The 16,877-nt window shown below is 68.1% G+C and carries 14 protein-coding genes and 1 pseudogene; 11 read left to right on the forward strand and 4 right to left on the reverse strand.

Annotated elements, in window-relative coordinates; all coding sequences use genetic code 11:
• Positions 1–170 precede the first annotated feature (170 nt).
• The 3 genes from ACU5AX_RS17065 (at position 171) to ACU5AX_RS17075 (ending at position 1,267) form a co-directional block, all read left to right on the forward strand.
• Complete coding sequence (locus tag ACU5AX_RS17065; RefSeq protein ID WP_196795655.1) at positions 171–332, forward strand: hypothetical protein; 162 nt, start codon at positions 171–173, stop codon at positions 330–332.
• Between the two features lie 35 nt (positions 333–367).
• The gene (locus ACU5AX_RS17070) at positions 368–844 is read left to right on the forward strand and encodes a cupin-like domain-containing protein (RefSeq protein WP_051066264.1); all 477 of its coding nucleotides are present in this window, start codon (positions 368–370) and stop codon (positions 842–844) included.
• 240 nt (positions 845–1,084) lie between these two features.
• Positions 1,085–1,267, forward strand: coding sequence for a hypothetical protein (locus tag ACU5AX_RS17075; protein WP_051163865.1), 183 nt, complete (start codon positions 1,085–1,087; stop codon positions 1,265–1,267).
• Here the strand turns inward: ACU5AX_RS17075 and ACU5AX_RS17080 are convergent.
• On the reverse strand, positions 1,255–1,554 hold the full coding sequence (locus ACU5AX_RS17080; protein WP_081609167.1) for a tryptophan 7-halogenase: 300 nt from the start codon (positions 1,552–1,554) through the stop codon (positions 1,255–1,257). The genes ACU5AX_RS17075 and ACU5AX_RS17080 overlap by 13 nt on opposite strands.
• A 416-nt stretch (positions 1,555–1,970) precedes the next feature.
• Here ACU5AX_RS17080 and ACU5AX_RS17085 point away from each other — a divergent pair, with 416 nt between their 5' ends.
• From ACU5AX_RS17085 to ACU5AX_RS17120, 8 genes and pseudogenes are all read left to right on the forward strand, one after another.
• Positions 1,971–3,317, forward strand: coding sequence for a sugar porter family MFS transporter (locus tag ACU5AX_RS17085; RefSeq protein ID WP_017980747.1), 1,347 nt, complete (start codon positions 1,971–1,973; stop codon positions 3,315–3,317).
• Positions 3,318–3,331: 14 nt separating this feature from the next.
• On the forward strand, positions 3,332–6,766 hold the full coding sequence (locus ACU5AX_RS17090; protein ID WP_026151873.1) for a glycoside hydrolase family 2: 3,435 nt from the start codon (positions 3,332–3,334) through the stop codon (positions 6,764–6,766).
• 8 nt (positions 6,767–6,774) lie between these two features.
• Positions 6,775–8,181: a carboxylesterase/lipase family protein gene (locus tag ACU5AX_RS17095; protein WP_017980749.1), complete on the forward strand. Its 1,407-nt coding sequence runs from the start codon at positions 6,775–6,777 to the stop codon at positions 8,179–8,181.
• Between the two features lie 17 nt (positions 8,182–8,198).
• A pseudogene (locus ACU5AX_RS17100) lies at positions 8,199–8,285 on the forward strand (GDSL family lipase); the annotation flags it as partial.
• Positions 8,286–8,354: 69 nt separating this feature from the next.
• Positions 8,355–8,885: a GDSL-type esterase/lipase family protein gene (locus ACU5AX_RS17105; protein ID WP_446691964.1), complete on the forward strand. Its 531-nt coding sequence runs from the start codon at positions 8,355–8,357 to the stop codon at positions 8,883–8,885.
• Positions 8,886–8,923: 38 nt separating this feature from the next.
• Positions 8,924–10,279 carry an MFS transporter gene (locus ACU5AX_RS17110; protein WP_288045328.1) on the forward strand — a complete coding sequence of 452 codons (1,356 nt, stop codon included), beginning with the start codon at positions 8,924–8,926 and terminating at the stop codon, positions 10,277–10,279.
• Between the two features lie 12 nt (positions 10,280–10,291).
• A complete protein-coding gene (locus ACU5AX_RS17115; RefSeq protein ID WP_446691929.1) occupies positions 10,292–11,440 on the forward strand; it encodes an SGNH/GDSL hydrolase family protein in 1,149 nt (382 codons plus the stop codon).
• A 134-nt stretch (positions 11,441–11,574) separates the two neighbouring features.
• Positions 11,575–12,339: a polysaccharide deacetylase family protein gene (locus ACU5AX_RS17120; RefSeq protein WP_446691930.1), complete on the forward strand. Its 765-nt coding sequence runs from the start codon at positions 11,575–11,577 to the stop codon at positions 12,337–12,339.
• Here ACU5AX_RS17120 and ACU5AX_RS17125 read toward each other — a convergent pair.
• The 3 genes from ACU5AX_RS17125 to ACU5AX_RS17135 are packed head-to-tail and all read right to left on the reverse strand — an operon-like array spanning position 12,323 to position 16,784.
• A complete protein-coding gene (locus tag ACU5AX_RS17125) occupies positions 12,323–13,855 on the reverse strand; it encodes a tryptophan halogenase family protein (protein ID WP_446691931.1) in 1,533 nt (510 codons plus the stop codon). The genes ACU5AX_RS17120 and ACU5AX_RS17125 overlap by 17 nt on opposite strands.
• Positions 13,852–15,306, reverse strand: coding sequence for a tryptophan 7-halogenase (locus tag ACU5AX_RS17130; RefSeq protein ID WP_446691932.1), 1,455 nt, complete (start codon positions 15,304–15,306; stop codon positions 13,852–13,854). The genes ACU5AX_RS17125 and ACU5AX_RS17130 overlap by 4 nt, the downstream gene beginning before the upstream one ends.
• Positions 15,303–16,784, reverse strand: coding sequence for a tryptophan halogenase family protein (locus ACU5AX_RS17135; protein WP_446691933.1), 1,482 nt, complete (start codon positions 16,782–16,784; stop codon positions 15,303–15,305). The genes ACU5AX_RS17130 and ACU5AX_RS17135 overlap by 4 nt, the downstream gene beginning before the upstream one ends.
• Between the last annotated feature and the right edge of the window lie 93 nt (positions 16,785–16,877).

Genomic DNA, 16,877 nt, shown 5'->3' on the forward strand with positions numbered 1-16,877 from the left:
TGCGATTAAGCTGCCATAGGTTGCAGGAAAGAGCGCGCATGGACAGTTCGTCAACCATTCCGGCCATCGCCGAATGCGGTCCGGTCGATCCTGATCGCTTCCGCGAGGAAATTGTCGCGAGCGAACGTCCCGTGGTGAGGCGCGGATTAGCTGCGGGTTAGCCGTCCGTTTTGGCCGCCTCGCAGCCGGACGAGGCGCTGGTCCGCTATCTCCAGCAATTCGATGCTGGGCGCCCGGTCGAGGTGCTGATCGGCCCGCCGGAGATTGGCTGCCGGTTCTTCTACCCCGATGCGATGGCGGGCTGCAAATTCCAAAGCGTTTTGAGCCGCTGAGCGCGCTGCTGGACAAGCTGCTGCGCCTGCGCACGGTGGACGCGCCCCAGGCCCTGTACGCCGGCGCCGCGGCAGCGGGAACCAACCTGCCGGACTGGTTGGACGAGAACCCGCTTCCATTTCCGATCGATGAAGCGGCGCCGCGGATCTGCGTCGGCAGCCGGACGCTTACCAACACGCATTTCGACGAATGCGCCGACGTGGCGATCGTGATCGGCGGGTGGCGGCGCTTTACCCTTTTTCCGCCGGAGCAGGTCGACAACCTCGACGTCGGGCCATTGCACTTCACCATCGCCGGCCCCCCGGTCAGCATGGTCGACCTGCTCCATCCCGATTTCGAGCGCTATCCCCGTTTCGCGACCGCACTGGAACACGCGGTCATGGCCGAACTGGGGCCGGGGGACGCGTTGTTCATACCGCCCTTGTGGTGGCACGATGTCGAGGCGCTCGACGGCGTAAACGTCAGGATGAGCTATTGGTGGGAAACGCCGCACTGCTCCATGCCGTGCTAAGACTGCGCGACCTGCCGCCCGCGCACCGCGCGGCCTGGCGGCACTGGTTCGACCTAATGGTGTTCGACGAGGATGCCGGGCGGGCGATGGATCACCTGCCCCCGGGGATGCGCGGCCGCTTGGCCCCGCCTTGGTCGAACGCAGCAACGCGATCCGTCGCCAGTTCGCCGCCGGCGCCAAGGCCTGAGGGTGCCAGGCGCCCCTGCGCGGCATGGCGCAAAGCGCAGCGATCCAATCGGCATGGGAACGCGCGCCGGCGACACCGCGCGCGATCCCTTCGCGCATCTGAGCCATCGCTCCGCCAAGCTCGTTCGGGGTGAAATGATCCGCGAGCGGATCGCGGGCGGGCGGGAGCAGCACGAGACCGGCACACATGGAAAGCCAGCTCGGATCCGGGAACAGCTCCCGTTTCATAGCGGATGAAGTTGCCGCGTGCGCGGAACAGCGCGATCTTGCGCGCGAGCGGGTCGGGCAATGCCAGCGTGCGAGCCGCATCCCATAGCGGCTCGCCAACCCCGCCGGTTCGCCCGATACTGAAGCAGCAGGAAATCGCGGATCCGCGCCCATTCGAGGGCCGCGCGGCAGTTAAATTCGTCGGCCAGTTCGGGCGCGCTGCTGCGATCCGGAAAGAGTTCGAGGAGCCGCCCGATGCCGGTCTGGACGAGGACAATGCTGGTCGATTGCGCATCGCTTGCGGACGATATCGCCAACCCGACAGCGGAACTGCCCTGTAAAGCGCGGGACGCGTCACCGCCTACCTGGCTGCCATTTCAATCCCTCCACGTCTGACAACTGACGTGCCGTTTTTCCGTTCAACAGCCGGCATGCGAGAGGCGCCGCATTGGTGAAAGGCCGGAAAAGTTTCCGGACCTGCCGGCCTTGGCAAATGGTAATGCAATTTGCCCTATTCTTCTCGGGTTTCAGATCGGGCGATACCGGGGACGTGGATGGCAGGGCCAGGCGGTCGCACCTCGTTGACGATTAAATATTTTGAGTTAAAGAAAAGATCGGGAGCGGAGATTCCCTGCGCAGGAAGAGGGAAGGTGCTTGTGTTAGGTCATGCATGTAGCGCCACCGGCCTCGTCTCGCGGGACGCCTTCCTACGCCGTTTTCCCATGGCTGCGCGGTGAGCGCGAGCTTCCACGTGCGTGCCGTGGCGACGATGAGCCTCGGCGGATTGCTGTTCGGCTTCGATACCGCCGTGATCTCGGGCGTGACGGCCGCCCTTCACGAAACCTGGCGGATCGGTCCGGCGATGGTGGGCACGCTGGTGTCCGCAGCTCTGTGGGGAACGCTTGCCGGCGCCGTGTTCTCCGGGGCGCCGGGCGACAGATACGGTGCGCGCGCCGTGCTCAGACTCGTAGCTGCTGCCTATCTTCTCTCTGCGATCGGTTGCGCGGTGGCCGCCGGGCCGTGGACGTTCTTCGTCTCCCGGCTGCTGGGCGGCCTGGCGATCGGCGCGTCGTCGGTCCTCGTGCCCGTCTACATCGCCGAGATCAGCCCGGCGGATCGCCGCGGCAGGCTGGTCGGCTTGTTTCAGTTCAACATCGTGTTCGGGATTCTCGCGGCCTATTTCGTCAACTCGCTGATCGGTCAGGTTGCGCCGGCGGAAATCGCCTGGCGCCTGAAGCTGGCGGCGGCCGCTTTGCCGGCGATGCTGTTCCTCGTCTTGCTGTTCGGCGTTCCGCAAAGCCCCGCCTGGCTGGGAATGCGCGGCCGCCGGAAGGAAGCGGAAGAAGTAGCGCAGCGGTTGGGCCTGGCGGAACCCGCCACGGCCCAGTCGCTTGAAGATGGCAGCCAGCGCCTTTCCTGGTCGGTGCACCGCCGCCCGATCGTGCTTGCCGTCCTGCTGGCGCTGTTCAACCAGCTGTCGGGCATCAATGCGATCTTGTATTATCTGAACGACATCTTCGCCGCAGCGGGCTTCGGCGGGCTGTCGGCCGACGCGCGGGCGATCGCGGTCGGGTTTGCCAATCTGCTCGGGACGATGGCGGGGATCGGTCTGATCGACCGGATCGGCCGCCGCCCCTTGCTCATCGCCGGAGGCATTGTGACGGCCGCGGCGCTCGTCGGGGTCGCGCTGGTGTTCTCCGACCGGCTGGCGGCCGCCTGGCTGCTGCCGCTGCTCGTGCTGTTCATCATCGCCTTCGCCTTGTCGCAGGGCGCGGTGATCTGGGTGTATCTCAGCGAGATCTTCCCGGCGGCGGTGCGGGCGCGCGGACAGGCGCTCGGCAGCGCGACGCACTGGGCGGCCAACGCCGTCATTTCGCTCATGTTTCCGATTCTGGCGGTTGGGGATCGGGCGGCACCGTTCTGGGTCTTCGCAGTCTTCATGCTGGTTCAATCGGTTCTAGTGTGGCGCTTGTTTCCAGAAACCCGGCGCCGTGCGCTTGGCCAGCTCGTCGGCCGGATGACGCCTCGTGATCCGGCGGGCGACCGGCGCAGCGCTGCCACGAATCAGGCCGCGGTTTGAAAGGAATGAAAGCGATGATGATCGGACGCGAGCGCAGGATCATGGGAGCGGCACTGCTGAGCGGCGTGGCAGGCCTGGCGGGTGTGGCCGCGGCGCAGGAAAGCGCAGGCCCCGTGTCGCTGCCGGCGGGCCCGTTCAACGTTACGCTTCTGGCTGGCGGCATCGGCGTCGAGCGGGATCTGGCGGGCGCCGAGACGCTGGTCGCAGCGCATGCGCCTTACACCCTCTCCGCCTGGGTCCGCCCGGCAGCGCGCCAAGCGGGCGAGGTCGCGCTCGTGGCGCTCGGCGATCCGGCAGGTAGCGCACGCGTTCTCGTGTTGCAGAATGGCCGCCCCGCCTTGCGCGACGGTACCGCGCGCCTGACGAGCGGCGCGGAACTGCCTACCGGCCAATGGAGCCACGTCGCCGTGAGCTCGGACGGGCGCACCGCAACCTTGTTCGTCGACGGGCGGCGCGTGGGAGGGGGGCAAGCGGCCGCGGCAGCAGTTCGGGCCCGCCTGTCGGTCGGCCCGGTGCTGCCCGAGCAGGCCCACTTCGGAGGCGACTTGGTGGACGTCCGGGCGGAAGCGGATGCTCTCTCCGCCAGGGACCTGAGCGCAAGGGCCAGAGCGCGCCCCGATTTCGCTTTGGTGCAGATGTGGCAGGTCGGCGTCGGCTGGCCGTTCCAGAAGCAGGCCAATATCGGCCTTACGCGGCAGCAGGACGCCTGGACACTGCCGCAGGCGCGCGGTGATGCCTATTCCAGGCCGGTGGCAAAGCCGGTGCCTAACAGTCCCGTGCTGGCGCCGGTCGGCCCCGATCGCTGGCAGGTCAACGGCTGGCAGCTCGCGTCCGCGACGGAGGTTAGGGCGGACGGTGCGACCTTGTCGGGCAGCGGGAGCGATGACGGCAGCCCCTGGCGTGCGGCGACCGTGCCGGGCACGGTGCTCACCACGCTGGTGGATCGCGGCGTGTATCCGGACCCTTATTACGGCCTGAACAACCTCAGGATCCCCGAAAGCCTGTCGCGGCAGGATTGGTGGTATCGCACCCGGTTCACCGTGCCGGCCGCCGCGCAGGGCAAGCGGCTGACCCTGGTGTTCGGCGGCATCAATTATGCCGCCGAAATCTGGCTCAACGGCCGGCGGCTCGGCGAGACCAAGGGCGCCTTCATTCGAGGGCGTTTCGACATCACGCCGCAGGCGGGCGGAAACACGCTCGTGGTGCGCGTCTCGCCGCCGCCGCATCCAGGCATTCCGCACGAGCAGTCGGTGAAGGCAGGCGTCGGCGAGAACGGCGGCCAGCTCGCAATCGACGGGCCCACGTTCGTCGCGACCGAAGGGTGGGACTGGATCCCCGGCATCCGCGATCGCAACACCGGCATCTGGCGACCAGTCGAGCTGGAAGCGCATGGGGACGTGCGCATCGGCGATCCGCAGGTCGTCTCCGATCTGCCGCTGCCGCGAACGGATCGCGCGGACATCTACCTGACCGTGCCGGTGACCAACGACAGCGACGCCGCCCGCACGGTCACCGTTCGCGCGGGCTTTGACGATGTCCGCGTCGAGCGAACGCTCACCGTGGCGCCGGGCAAGACGGAGGTGCGCTTCACGCCCGCCGAATACCGGCAGCTCGCGGTCACCAATCCCAAGCTGTGGTGGCCCAACGGCTATGGCGATCCGGCCTTGCACGAGCTGTCGGTTGAACTGCTGGACGGGCAGGCGGTGAGCGATCGCAAGCAGACGCGCTTCGGCATCCGCGAGGTGAGCTACGACCTGTCGCTGTTCGATCACGCAGGAGCGCTGCGCCGGGTCAACGTGCAGCCCACCAACGGCGCGCTGGCCGGCACCCGGCTTATCGACGTGCGGCACGAGGCGATCAAGCAGTCGCCCAAGGGCTGGGTCGAGTCGCTGACCCTCGCCGGTGAAACGTCCCCGGCTGTCACTCCGGTGGCCGAGGTGCTGCCCGAGCCGCATTTGACGATCCGCGTGAACGGCGTGAAGATCGCGGCGCGCGGCGGCAACTGGGGCATGGACGATGCCCTGAAGCGCGTCAGCCGAGACCGACTTGCGCCCTATTTCCGTCTGGAACGCGAAGCGCACATGAACATCGTCCGCAATTGGATGGGCAATAACAACGAGGACGAGTTTTTCGACCTGGCCGACGAAAACGGCATGATGGTGCTCAATGATTTCTGGCAATCGACCCAAAATTTCCAGATCGAGCCGGAAGACCCTACGTTGTTTCTGGCCAATGCCCGAGACACGATTTCGCGCTATCGCAACCACCCGTCGATCATCCTGTGGTTCGGTCGCAACGAGGGCGTCCCCTATCCGACGCTTAACGAGGGACTGGACAAGGCGGTGTTCGAACTCGACGGAACACGCTGGTTCACCGGCAGCTCGAACACCGTCAACCTGCAAGGCTCGGGCCCTTACAATTACCGCCCGATCGAGGGATATTTTACCGACCTCGCCACCGGCTTCTCCGTGGAGACGGGCACGCCGTCGCTTTCCACGCTGGAGTCGGTGAAGAGCTACGTGCCGGCGGCAGATCGCTGGCCGCTGGGCGACGTGCTGGCCTATCACGACTGGCATTTCAGCGGCAACGGCGACACCAAGACGTTCATGGCCGCGCTCGACACGATGTTCGGACCTGCGACCAGCTTCGAGGATTTCGAGCGCAAGGCGCAGATGATGAACCTCGAAACGCACAAGGCGATGTACGAGGGCTTCCTCGGTCATCTTTGGACGAAGAATTCCGGGCGGCTGCTGTGGATGACGCACCCCTCCTGGCCGTCGAACGCATGGCAGATCTATTCGTCCGACTATGACACCCATGCTGCCTATTACGGCGCGAAGAAGGCGGCAGAGCCGCTGCACGTCCAGCTCAATCTGCCCGGCAACGAGCTGGTGGTGCTCAACACGACCCAGCAGGACCGACCGGGCCTGCGCGTCGTCACCCGCGTCCTGGGGCTGGATGGGCGCGAGCTGTGGACTCGCACGGACAGCGTGGATGCGCTCGCCAACCGCGCGACGCCGCTTTCCGCCGTGCCGCTGGAGCAGGTGTTCGCGACCAGCCCAGCCGTTCTCGTGCAACTGAGCCTGACCGAGGCGACGGGCGTGCCGGTGAGCAGCAACTTCTATTGGCGTGGGCGGACCCCCGCCGATTACCGGGCGCTCACGACGATGGCGCCGGCAACGGTGGACCTGAAGGCGGCCGCGCCCGTGTCGGATGCTGCCGAGCGGCGGATGGAGGTGACGTTGCGCAACACGGGCAGCGTGCCGGCGCTCGCGATCAAGTTGACCCTGGTCGACGACAAGGGGGAGCGTATCCTGCCGGCTTATTACGATGACAATTACCTGTCGCTCTTGCCGGGTGAAAGCCGGACGGTGGCCGTGCGCTTCCCCGCCTCGCAGGCGCGCGCCCCGCGCGTCACCCTGCGCGGCTGGAACCTGGCCGCGCGATGATTGGGGCGTTGTTGCTGGCGCTCGCCGCCGCGGTCGCCACGCCGGCAGCGCCGCCGCGCGTGACCGTTCCCGGCGGGCAGGTGGAGGGGGAGCGGACCGTCGACCGCCTGCTGTTCCGCGGCATCCCTTATGCCGCGCCGCCGGTAGGACAGTTACGTTGGCGCGCGCCTGCGCGAGTGCAGAAATGGCAGGGCGTGCGGGGAGCGACGCGCGAAGCATCCGCCTGCCTGCAGAACGATTACGGCTGGAACCATCACGATCACGTCATCGGCAGCGAGGATTGCCTGGCCGTAGACGTCGGCACCTCCTCGCTCGATGGACGGCGCCCGGTGCTGGTGTGGATTCATGGCGGCAGCAATCGCGCCGGCTCGCCGGGAGAGATGATCCGCTCCGCCCTGGTCGCGCGGGGCATCGTGGTGGTCGGCATCCGGTATCGTTTGGGCATCTTCGGATTTCTGTCGCATCGCGGTTTCGGCGGGACGAGCGGCAATTACGGCCTGATGGATCAGATGGCTGCGTTGCGCTGGGTCAAGGACAACATCACGCGCTTCGGCGGCGACCCGGCGCGCATCACCATCATGGGTGAAAGCGCGGGAGCGCAGGACGTGGGGCTGCTACAGGCTGCGCCCGCCGCGCGAGGCCTTTTCGCGCAAGCCATCATGGGTAGTGGCACGCCGGGGTTCGGCATCGCCTGGCGTCCGCTGGCGGAAGCACAGCGGATCGGCGACCAGCTCGATGGTTTGCTGGGCGGGGTGGACCCGCGCCGCGCGTCCGCCAACGCGCTGCTCGCGGCGGACCTGAAGCTGCACGATGCCTGGCTCACCTCCGACGATTATATGTGGCTTCGCACCACGATCGACGGAAGCGTTCTGCCGGCGAGCCCCGCGCAACTCCTCCGCACGGCGCGCCCCGTGCCGTTGCTGATCGGCACCAACGTCTTCGAGCTCGATCTGCCCGGTGGCCGTGGCTGGCGTGACGCGTTTCTGGCGCGCAGCTACGGCGCTGCGGAACCGCAGGCGCGCGCATATTACGGGATCGAAGGTGGCAACGATCCCGCCGCCGATCCGCGCGCCGGCACGGTGGACCAGCGCATCGCCACCGATGCCACCTTCGCCTGTCCCGCGCAGCGCTTCGCCGCCATTGCCGCCGCGCGGGGCGCACCGGTGTGGCAGTATGTCTTCGATGGCGCGCCGGACGGGGGGATGACCGCGCACGGCCGCGAGCTTTCCTTCATCTTCGGCAACGCGCGGCTGGGCACAGCCGACCTGCAAGGCTTGTGGTCCCGCTTCATCGTGACGGGCACGCCGGGACACGCTTGGCCCCGATTCCCTGAGCGCCAACGCCTCGACGCGAAAGGCGCCTATCCCGACCCCTCACCGCCTTCTCCCCTTTGCAGCCTGACGGATACCCTATGATCGACCGCCGCCTACTCCTCGCTGCGCTGGCCGGCGCACCGCTCGTTCCCACCGCCGCTCTAGCCGACGACGCGGCCGACCGCCGCCTGCGAGAGGATTGGGCGTGGATCGGCCGCTATGCCGACGAGAATGCGCGCCTGATCGCCTCGCGCGAGCCTGTCGGCATCGTGTTCATGGGCGATTCCATCACGCAGGGCTGGCGCGACAAGAAGCCGGGCTTCTTCCGTCCGGGCCGTGTCGGTCGCGGGATCGGCGGCCAGACCACGCCGCAGATGCTGGTGCGCTTCATGCCGGACGTGGTGGCACTGCGCCCACGCGCGGTGCACATCATGGCGGGCACCAACGATATCGCGGCCAATACCGGCCCGATGACGCTGGCACAGTCGGAAGCGAACCTCACCGCCATGGCACAGCTGGCCAAGGCAAACGGCATCCGGGTGCTGCTCGCCTCCGTGCCGCCGGCGGCAAACTTCCCGTGGCGTCCGGGGCTGGACACCGTGCGGCCCATCCGCGCGATCAATGCCTGGGCTCGGGACTGGGCGACGCGCAACGGGGCGACCTATGTCGATTACACGCCGGTGCTCGCCGATGCGGCGGGCGGCATGAAGCCGGGCCTCGCTTATGACGGCGTTCACCCGACCGAGGCGGGATATGATGCCATGGCCGGCGTGATCGAGCCCATCCTGCGCAAGCTGCGGCTGTGAGCGGCCCATACGAACGAAATCCCGGGGGGAACGCAGCCATGACACAGCCGCGCGCGCACGCATCCGCCACCGGCATCGCCTTCGCGGCGGTGACGAGCCTCTACTTCGCCTGGGGCTTCATCACCTCGCTGATCGATCCGCTGGTCGCATCGGTCCGGGGCATCTTCACGCTCACCAACTTCCAGGCCCAGGCCAGCGCCTTCGCCTTCTTTGCCGCGTACGGCATCTTCTCCTTCCCCGCCGCGGTGCTGATCGCGCGGATGGGGCCGGTGCGCTCGATCGTGACGGCCTTGGGCATGATGGTGGGCGGCTGCCTGCTGATGCTCGCGGCGGCCAATCTGGCCGTCTACACGCTGGTGCTGCTGGGCCTGTTCCTGCTGGCAAGCGGCATCACCATGCTTCAGGTGACGGCGAATCCGCTGGCGGCGGGGCTCGGCGAGCCGCGGCGCAGCCATTTCCGGCTGACGCTCAGCCAGACCTTCAACTCGCTCGGAACGTTCATCGGCCCGCTTCTGGGCGCGCATCTGTTCCTGCGCGGCGTCGAGGTGAAGGACGGGACGGTGGTGAACGACGCCGTACGCGCGCAGGCGCTGTCCGGCATCGACAACGCGTATTTCTGGATCTGCGGCCTACTGGCGGCAATGGCGGTGTTCTTCTGGCTGCTGCGCCGCGTGATCGCGGCTGCGGCGCCCCCCGCCGGGCAGCCGGCCCCGATCGGCCAGCTTTTCTCGAAGGCGCTGGCGTCACGCTGGGCGCTGCTCGGCGGTCTCGCCATCTTCCTGTATGTCGGGGCCGAGGTGGCGATCGGCACGCAGATGGCGCTGTTCCTGAACGACGACGCGGTGTGGGGCCCGTCCGAGGCGCCGTTCGGCATCCCCCTGCTCGGCTGGGCGATGGGCAGCGACGGCATACCCGGCGTATCGCTGCAGGAGGCGGGCAAGGCCGTGGCCTTCTACTGGGGCGGTGCGATGGTGGGCCGAGCGCTCGGCTCGGCGCTGCTCGCCCGTGTGAGCGCAGCGCAGCTGCTGACAATCTGCACGGCGGCGGCGGTTGCCATGTGCCTCTATGTCGCGGCGGTCGGCGGTGTCAGTGCCGGTTTCGTCGCGCTGGCGATCGGTCTGGTCAATTCGATCATGTTCCCGGTCATCTTCTCGCTCACGTTGGAGCGATCCAGCGCGGGGCCGGAGGCGACCTCGGGGTTCCTATGCACAGCGATCGTCGGCGGCGCCTTCCTGCCGCTGCTCGTCGGCAAGGTCGCAGACAGAGCGGGTTATGGCACCTCGTTCGTCGTGCCGGCCGCCTGTTATGCGTTTCTCTGCGTCTTCGCCGTGCTGGCGAAGCGCGCACCGCTAGCCGCCGGGCACGCGTCGGCACCGTCGATGCGGATGCATTGAGGGGCGGGAGCGATGATCCGGCGCTCGTTTCCGACCCTGATCGGCGCGGCCGGAATCGCGCTTTCGGGCACGGCCATCGGTAGGACGCAGGCGGACGCGCCCGTCGTTTCCGTTTTCGCCGCGCTGCGCGCGCAAGCTCCGGCCCGGATCGCGCGCCTTCCGCTGCGCGTGACCGGGCGCGTGCAGCGCGTCTCGGCGGACGGCGATGCCGAATATGCGCGGCAATGGCCGGGCACCTATTTCGACACCGCCTTTCGGAACGGGCCGCCGCTGATCCGCATCGGCGCCGGCGCGGCGACGTATCGGATCCTCCTTGACGACGCGCGATCGGTGGTGCTCGTCCGGCCCGAACCGGGCTTCTACCGGCTGACCGGGGTGCAACACGGCACCCACCGGCTGCGCGTGCAGATCGTTTCCGAAAGCCAGGCGGGGGCGACGCGCTTCGGCGGCTTCTACGCGCAATCCGGAACCGTCGCGGCGCGGCTGGTGGCCGAACGCCGGCAGATCGAGTTCATCGGGGATTCTCACACCGTCGGCTACGGCAACACCGCCCCGAACACGGCCTGCACGCAGGACGAAGTATGGGCCACGACGGACACTGCACAGGGTCCGGCCGGGCAGTTGGCGCGGCGCTACGGGGCCGGATACCAGGTGAATGCGATCTCCGGCCGCGGGGTCGTGCGCAACTACGAGGGCGGCGCCGGCGCGACCTTGCCGGTCGCCTATCGCAGCGCCCTGCTGACCGGCGCACCGCAGCCCGTCCAGCGATCGTGGCGCCCGCAGGTCATCGTCGTGGCGCTCGGCACCAACGATTTCTCGACACCGTTGCGGGTGGGAGAGACGTGGCCGGACCGCGCGGCGCTGCATGCGGACTACGAGCGCACGTATTTGAGATTCCTGCGGCAGTTGCGCGCCGCCCATCCGCAGGCGCTGGTGATCGTCTGGGCTACCGACCTGGCGCAAGGCGAGATCGCCCGCGAGGCGGGACGCGTGGTCGCCTTGGCCCATGCTGCCGGAGATCGCCGCATCGCCTTCGTGCCGGTGCGCCGCCTAGCCTTCTCGGCCTGCCACGGACACCCGTCGGTTGCCGACGACCGCCTGATCGCCGATGCGATCGGCCGAGCGATCGATGCCCGACCGGATGCCTGGAAGACACGATGATGCGCACGAAGGCACGACGCGAACACCTGCGGTCCGTCGTCCGCCGGCTGGGCCTCGCGGCCGCCGGGACGCTCGCGATCTGCGCCGGAGCGGTCGACGCACGCGTATGATGGCCGGGCGGGGCGCGGGCGGCCGTGATCCTCACCTACGACGATGCATTGCCCTCGCAGCTGGATAATGCGCTGCCCGCTCTCGATGCCGCGCGGATCAAAGCGACTTTCTTCCTGTCGAGCGTGCGCGGCGCCGACATCCTCCGCTGGCGCGCGGCGGCGGCGCATGGCCACGAGCAGGCCAATCACACGATCTTTCATCCCTGCCTCGCCGCGACCTTCCCGGCCGACCCGCGGTACACGCTGGAGGCCTACACGTCCGACAGCCTGTTGCGCGAGATCGCCCAGCAGAACGTGCTCCTTGCCGCGCTGGACGGCAGGAAGCGCCACGGCTTCGCGACGCCCTGCGGGCAGACGCTGGCGGGCGGGGTCGATTATCTGGAGCCGCTGCGCCAATCGGGGCTGGTCACTTACGCGCGCGGCGTCTCGGAAACGGCGCAGGATCTGCGCGCCGATGCGAGCGGGATCGATCCCATGCATGTACCCGCGCGCGGCTTCGCGGAAGGGGCGACGCTGGCGCAGATGACCGACTTCATCGCCGGAGCACAGGCCGGCGGCGGCATGGCCGTTTTCCTGTTCCACGGCATCGGCGGTGATCACCTTCAAGTATCCGCAACGGTGCACCGCGATCTGATCGCCTGGTTGAAGCGGCACCGCGCAGACGTCTGGGTAACGACGCTCCAAGACGCCCTGGATTGGGCGAAGGCGCATCCGGGTGGATCGGACGCCCGACACTGCGACGACCAAGAGGCCGGCCGGACGGCCGCTTGCGCTACCGGGGGGCGATAGGCCAGCGTGATGCCGGGAGCGCAGCAAGCGCCGCCAGCGCCTGCGCATGGTCCGGCATGGCGCGCGCAGCGGCTAGGTTCGCCCGTCGCGTGTCCAGCACCGCGGTGAGCAGGCGATCCTCGGCCAAGGCATCTACCACCGGATCATAGCCCTCGGGCATCACACCTTGTCCCAACATCACCGCAAGCCAGCTCGGGATCGAGAACAGCTCGTCGTCATAACGGAAGAGGCGACCCTTTTCACGGAACAGGGTAATTTTTGCCTGCAATGTGTCCGGAATGTCCATGCTGCCCACGTGGCGCCAAAAAGCGGAGTCGCGGCGTTGCGTCAGGTGATAGTGCAGGATGATGAAATCGCGCACGCCGACATAGGCGGCGTCCATCATGCGATTATAGGTGTCGCGCTCAACCGCGGCGATCGGCCGACCCGGGAACAAGGCCATCAGCTTGGAGATGCCCTCCTGGATCAGGTGGATGCTGGTCGATTCGAGAGGCTCCAGAAAGCCGCCGGCAAGCCCCAGCGCGACCACGTTCTTCTCCCACTGGCGGGCGCGGCGGCCGGTGGCGAAGCGCAGCAGGCGGGGCGCATCGAGGGGCGCGCCGTCGAGGTGTGCGAGCAGGAGCCGCTCCGCCTCGCAATCGTCGGTGAAGCCGCTGGAGTAGACATAGCCGTTTCCGGTGCGATGCTGGAGGGGGATCCGCCACTGCCAGCCGGCGGCGCGTGCGGTCGACCGCGTAAAGGGCGGCAAGGGATCGACCCGCGCGGTGGGCACGGCAAGGGCGCGATCGCAGGGGAGCCAGTGCGACCAGTCCTCCCATGGCACGGACAGGGCCTCTCCCAGGAGCAGGCTGCGGAAGCCGGAGCAGTCCACGAACAGGTCTGCCGCGAGCTCTCGTCCATCCTCCAGGCGCACGCTGGCCACCGATCCGTCGATCAGGTCGTGTTCGACCGCGGCAATGCGCCCTTCAACCCTGGTCACCCCGCCGGCTTCCGCGCGGGCGCGCAGGAACGCGGCATAGCGGCCCGCATCGAAATGATAGGCATAAGCCAGGCCCGAGAGCGGCGAACGTGGATCGGACACCGGCGGGGCAAAGCGTCCCTGCGCGGCGGCGAGGGCGGCGATGGAATAGTCGGCGATGTCGCCGACGCCCGCCTTTTCGCGCAGCTTCAGCCAGATCTGGTGGAAGCTTAACCCCTCGAATGACCGCCCCAGCGTGCCGAAGGGATGGAAGTAGCGGCCTCGCTCCGTGCCCCAGCCGACGAACTCGATGCCCAGCTTGAAGCTGCCGCCGGTCGCGCGCAGGAACTCGGCTTCGTCGATGCCGAGGAGGCGGTTGAAGCCGAGAATCGGCGGAATGGTGGCTTCGCCTACGCCCACCGTGCCGATCGCGTCGGATTCGACCAAGGTAATCGATCGCTGGCCGTCGGCCAGGAAGCGAGCCGCGGCGGCCGCCATCATCCAGCCGGCGGTGCCACCGCCGACGATCAGGAGCCGGCGGATCGGGTTGGCGGTCATGCCGAAATTCCCGAGGGGATGCCGCGTAGCTGGATCCCGGCGGCGGCCTCGGCGAGTGTCCGCGCCTGCAGCGCCAGATCGCGCGCGAGGCTCGATGCGTCACCAGTCATGGCGAGCGGATCATCACGACGCGGACGGATACCCTGGCCGATCAGGACGGCATGCCAGGCCGCAGGCTCTACGCTCTCCTCGTCGCGGTAGGGCAGGGTGCCGCGCTGCGTGAACTGCTCCACCGTCGCGGCAAGCGACGGCGGCAGGCGGTACTCGGCCCAGAACGCCCCCGCCGTCGACGCAGCGGGCGGCAGATGGTGCGCGGCGAGCCAGTCGCGCAAGGTATCGGCGCGCATGCCGGCGAGGCGATCGTATTCGAGCAACAGGCGCTCCGGCATGGAACGGGGCGGCAGCAGCTCCAGCGCCATCCCGATCTGTGCCTGCGCGAAGGAGAAGCCGACGAGCTCCAGCGCGCCGAACTGCGCCGCCGCCTCACCGATCGCCAGGCAGTTGTCGCTCCAGAAGCACTGCTGGCGCCCGGCGGGCATTTCGGCCAGCGCGGCAGGCGCGCCGGCATCGTCGAGCATCGTCCGGGCCGCCGCCTCGTCGCACAGCGCGGCGGAAAAGGCTATCGCGCGGAAAGAACGCCGTCGGCCCGGCCAATCCGCGGCCCAGCCCATCGACCACCGGCGATAGCGGTCGATCGAGGCGGATGAGGGCAAGCCGGTCGCCACCAGCAGGCGATCGGCGGGCAGAGTATCCGTCCAGTCCAGCGACCGAACGGTCGGGCCTCGCAGCAAGGCAGGTGGCCCGCTGGCGTCCACGAACAGGTCGGCGGCCAGGCTCTCACCGCTTTGCAGGCGCACTGCTCCCAATGCGCCGTCTTCCCTTCGCACGACACCGGCAAAAGGCGCCGCCTGCCGGGCGCCCGCCCGTACGAGGCAAGGCGTCAGGGCTTCGGCCAGCAGGCGGGCATCGAAACGCACGCCATGGTTGGCCGCATCGAGCGGCGGGGCGGGGTCGGCGGCGAACGTGCCTGCCTGGGCCATGGCGGCGGCGGGAAGCAGGTCGTGGAACGGCGGCACGGCGTTAGCGCGCGTGGCCCTCAGCCAGCGCTGGTGCAGCGCCCCCCGACCCGGCAGCGGGGCGAGGTCTCCTTCAGCCCACAACCAGGGCGCCGCGCTGCCCCAGCCATCGAAGCTGGCGCCGAGGCGCGGCAACGCGCAGCCCGACCGGAGCAAATCCGCCTCTTCCACGCCCCAGCGGCCGAACGCACCGCGCTCGGATCCGAGCAGTACCGGAAACCAGTCGGCGAGCGCGCCGGCCGAGACCGGCGCCGGCACGAGCGTGATCTCCACGCCAGGCAACGCGCGGGCGAAGCTCAGTGCCGCGCTGCGGGCGACCACCCCGCCGCCTACCACGACGATCGTGCGGATGGCCGCGTTGCAATTGGCGGTCATCGGTCGGCCTGCCGCAGGACCACGTCATGTTCCGGCATGGCGGCCACACGGGCGGCGACATCGTTTCTAGCGGCCGCCAGCGCCCGCGACAGGGCGGCGGCATCGACACGATCGGCACGTGGATCCCAGCCATCGGGAAGGATGCCCTGGCCGACGAAGACGGCGATCCAGCTGGGCGGCCGGAACAGGCCGAAGCCGTACCGCGCAACATGCGCACTCTCACGCCACAAGTCGATCTGGTGCCGCAGCGTGTCCGGTACCGGCATGGTGCGGACATGATTCCAAAAGGGCGAATTGTCGCGGGTGGTCGCGTGATAGTGCAGGATCAGGAAGTCCCGGATGCGCTCGTACTCGGCATCGATCGCGGTGTTGAAGCCGTCCCGGTCCGCCGAGGTGATCTGCCGCGCCGGGAAATGCTCGAGCAAATGGGTGATGGCGGCTTGGACGAGGTAGATGCTGGTGGACTCCAGCGGCTCCAGGAACCCTGACGCCAGCCCGACCCCCACGACGTTACTCACCCAGCTGCGCCGCCGCCGCCCGGCGCGGAAGCGCAGGAAGCGCGGAGCGGCGAGGGGCTTTCCCTCGATCGTGTCGAGCAGCGTCCGGCAGGCCGCATCGTCATCCGTGAACGCGCTGGCATAGACGTGACCGTTGCCGATGCGGTGGCGCAGCGGGATCCGCCATCGCCAGCCCGCGTCCGTCGCGTGGGCACGTGTGAACGGCGGGATCGGGCCGGGCGCCGGCGTTGAGGGCAAAGCGACGGCGCGGTCGCACGGCAGCCAATGAGACCAATCCTCCCACTCTTCCTCGTCGAGCAACAACGCCCGGAACCCCGAACAGTCGATGAACAGGTCGCCTTCGATCCGTCTCCCGTCCTCCAGCTCCACCGCCCGCACGTCGCCGGAATGTGCATCCCGGTGCACCAGCACGATCCGGCCCTGGTGATGCCCGACGTCCTGCGAACAGGGTTGCCCGCGAAGGAACGGCGCGAGCTTGGTGGCGTCGAAATGATAGGCCCAGCCGAACGCCGGTCCGTTCTCCGTCTCCTCCGGCTGGGCGAAGCGACAGGCGGCCGACGCCATGTCCGCCTGGCCGTATTCCGACAGGTTCGCCGAGCTGCCTTCGGCTCGCGCGCGCAGCCAGAAATGATGAAAGGCGACGTTGCCGAGCGGCGTACCGTGACTGCCGAACGGGTGGAAGTACCGCTCGCCCAGCCGGCCGAATTCGCAGAACTCGATGCCCAGTTTGTAAGTCGCGTCGGTCGCGCGCATGAACTGCGCCTCGTCGACATGAAGGCGCTTCAGAAATGCGCGCAGATGCGGCAGCGTCGCCTCGCCGACGCCCACGATGCCGATTTCCGCCGACTCGACCAGGCAGACGGAACACGCGTCCGGCGCCATGTGCGCAAGGGCGGCCGCCGTCATCCAGCCTGCGGTGCCGCCGCCCACCACCACTACCCGAACGCGTTCGTCAACCATAGCCACCAAGGGACCATCTTATAAAAAAGAAATCAAATTTTTGTATCTTGTCACTGGAATGTGCAAGCTGCTAAAGGAGCAGATACAAAGCGA

It is taken from the genome of Sphingomonas benefaciens, assembly GCF_052907485.1.

Excerpts from the sequence above, each read along its gene's own strand:
- ACU5AX_RS17075 (WP_051163865.1), top strand. The coding sequence starts at position 1,085 with ATGGGAACGCGCGCCGGCGACACCGCGCGCGATCCCTTCGCGCATCTG.
- ACU5AX_RS17090 (WP_026151873.1), top strand. The coding sequence starts at position 3,332 with ATGATGATCGGACGCGAGCGCAGGATCATGGGAGCGGCACTGCTGAGC.
- ACU5AX_RS17105 (WP_446691964.1), top strand. The coding sequence starts at position 8,355 with ATGGGCGATTCCATCACGCAGGGCTGGCGCGACAAGAAGCCGGGCTTC.
- ACU5AX_RS17110 (WP_288045328.1), top strand. The coding sequence starts at position 8,924 with ATGACACAGCCGCGCGCGCACGCATCCGCCACCGGCATCGCCTTCGCG.
- ACU5AX_RS17115 (WP_446691929.1), top strand. The coding sequence starts at position 10,292 with ATGATCCGGCGCTCGTTTCCGACCCTGATCGGCGCGGCCGGAATCGCG.
- ACU5AX_RS17125 (WP_446691931.1), bottom strand. The coding sequence starts at position 13,855 with ATGACCGCCAACCCGATCCGCCGGCTCCTGATCGTCGGCGGTGGCACC.
- ACU5AX_RS17130 (WP_446691932.1), bottom strand. The coding sequence starts at position 15,306 with ATGACCGCCAATTGCAACGCGGCCATCCGCACGATCGTCGTGGTAGGC.
- ACU5AX_RS17135 (WP_446691933.1), bottom strand. The coding sequence starts at position 16,784 with ATGGTTGACGAACGCGTTCGGGTAGTGGTGGTGGGCGGCGGCACCGCA.